2 protein-coding genes are annotated in these 2,707 nt (G+C 37.8%); both read left to right on the forward strand.

From position 1 onward, the window contains the following. The coding region (locus HMPREF9943_RS00905) for a hypothetical protein (protein WP_241431570.1) at window positions 1-619 on the forward strand (619 nt) is incomplete at its 5' end. Window positions 620-730: 111 nt separating this feature from the next. Continuing rightward, window positions 731-2,707, forward strand: a 1,977-nt coding sequence (locus tag HMPREF9943_RS00910) for a Cna B-type domain-containing protein (RefSeq protein WP_004801191.1), incomplete at its 3' end; no start/stop codon positions are given.

A 2,707-nucleotide genomic window follows, 5' to 3' on the forward strand; every position in this document is an offset into this window, starting at 1 on the left:
AAAGTCTGCTTTTATTTACAATTCAAGGGGAGGAGATATGATAAGGATAATAAGCGGTGCATCAGAGATTCTTTTTAAGAGAATGCTTGACAGAAGCTATATTGAAAAGATAGAATTGGATGAAACCGGATTTACTGTTTTCGCTAAAGGAGGAGAAAAAACGCCTTTATATTTTAACGATGTTAAGGCAGTAAGAACAGGATACTATCTTGATAAGACTATGCCTTGCTGCATAGTGACATTATTTATGAATGACCATAAAAAGTACAGCATAGATGTTTCTTTAAAAGAGACAGATTCTATACTTAAGCATTATGCACATTATCAGCTTAAGGGGGATGTTCCTGAGAATATAAGTAAAATCAGTGTTGTCTTACAGGTTGGAGTCAACGGCTACAGTATTCGATTAGAGAAAGGATACCTGATTGAAACAAAAAGAAATCATGAATATTTCTATCCGTTAAATGAGATAGAGTCTTATGGGATTGATAAGAGGTCTGATGCAATAGACATCATCTTTAGGAACAGAGAGGCAATGATTACTTTAAGTATGTCACGGGTGGCAAATATCTGGCTGGTTCTTCAAATTCTGGGAAAGTTAAGACTGATGAATACATAAATTAAACATACCCGGAAATAAAGATAATAGAATATATGTGCGGAATTTACTTATATTTATATATTGTTTATATTTTAAGTTAATAGTTATAAAAGGAGATAATGATAAAATATGAAAAAAAGTTTAAGAATTTTTCTTATGTTTACAATGGTTTGCTCGATTATATTACAAACTAATAATATAATACGTGCACAGGAAGTGCCATCTAATGTAATCACAAGTGCGAAGATTACGGATGAAAGTGGAAAACCGTTTGCAGAGGGAGTTACAATTGGTCCATGGCAGGCGTTTCGGATATATGCAGAGTATGCTTTGCCCGATCATATGGTACACGCTGGAGACACGACAACGATGATCCTGCCAATAGGCTTTGGAACTGCTGCACCGGATCACTTTGAGATAAAGGATGGAGATAATCTCATTGCTACAGGAACTTTGTATAATGAAAAGCCGGGTAAAATTGTCCTGACTTATACGAAATATGCGGAAGAACACTCTGGCACACATGGCTCATTTTATTTTAATGTCAATGTTAATGGGGAGGAGCAAAGTCAATCAGGAAAGATTCCGGTAACTCTTACGGTTAATGGAAAAGTAATTCCGGCGGGTGAGGTTAACTATAAGAAACCACAGTGGGTAAATCAACCGTTACGGAAAGGCGGTTGGATGCTCGATGATAAAACTAGAGGAAAATATGATATCAGAATTAACGAGTCAAACAATGTTCTTGTTAATGCTAAACTCGTAGATACCCTTGAATCTCCAAGTGTTGAATATGTTAAAGGTAGTATTAAGATACTTCAAGGAAAATGGCAAAATCTTGGATCTACAGAGGTACTTAAGCAACAAAAAGATGTCACCGAAAAATTTAAGAGTGAGAACAGAATTAAGTTTGAAGGCAACCGTCTTACCATTGATATTGGAAATCTGCCAAAAGAAGTAGAAACAAGAGGTTTTCAAATTCTCTATGAAGTGAAACTGAACTATGAACCGCTGGCGGGTGAAGAAATTCATAATAAGGTAGATCTTACAACCGACGGAAGTGATTCTCATCAGAGTAATTTTTATAAAATTAGAGATGCCGGTGGTGTTGGCGAAGGATATGTATATAAAATCAAGATAAAGAAAACTGGCAAGGATGGCGCGCCATTAGCCGGTGCAGAGTTTGATGTTATACGTGTTCGCAATAAACAAAAAGTTGGAACAATCAAGAGTGGTGCAGATGGAACAGGGGAACTTGGAAAGTTGCTTCTTGATGATTATAATCTTGTTGAAACAAAAGCACCTGCCGGGCATATGCCACTTAAAGACCCTATTTTGATTAAATCATCTGATTTTGGTTCAAATAAAATAGCAGAGAGAAAAATCGAAAATAAGAAAATATCTAAAATTGATATTAATGGTGAAAAGACATGGGATGATGCCAATAACCAGGACGGCAAGAGACCGGATAGAATAAGAGTAAATCTCTTTGCTAATCAACAGCCAATTCAGAATGTAGAGGTAAGACCTGATGTGAATGGCAAGTGGAAGTACAGTTTTAAGGACTTGCCTGAATACGATAACGAGGGTCATAAAATTACATACACAATAACAGAAGATACTATATCAGGCTATACATCTAAGGTAGAAGGCTACAACATCAAGAACAGCTACACTCCTGAAAAGACATCCATATCCGTCACTAAGAAATGGGACGATGCCAACGATCAGGATGGCAAGAGACCGACAACAATCAAGGTGCAGCTTTATGCCGGCGGCGTAAAGAGCGGACCTGAGGTCGAGCTGAGCAAGGACAACGGCTGGACATACACATGGAACGGTCTTGACAAGAACAAGGACGGAAAGCCAATCAAGTATACGGTTGATGAGGTATCTGCACTGCCATCAGGATACATCAAGGCAGTTGATGACAGTGATCCTAATAAGGTCGTCATCACAAACAGCCGACAGGTGGAAAAAATCAATATCTGCGGTAAGAAGACATGGGATGATAATAATAATCAGGACGGAAAGAGACCGACTCAGATCACAGTCAACCTGCTTAAGAACGGAACGAAGTTCAAGAGCGTTACGGTAAAGGCAGAT

The sequence above is a fragment of the Eggerthia catenaformis OT 569 = DSM 20559 genome, from assembly GCF_000340375.1.
GTDB lineage: Bacteria > Bacillota_I > Bacilli_A > Erysipelotrichales > Coprobacillaceae > Eggerthia > Eggerthia catenaformis.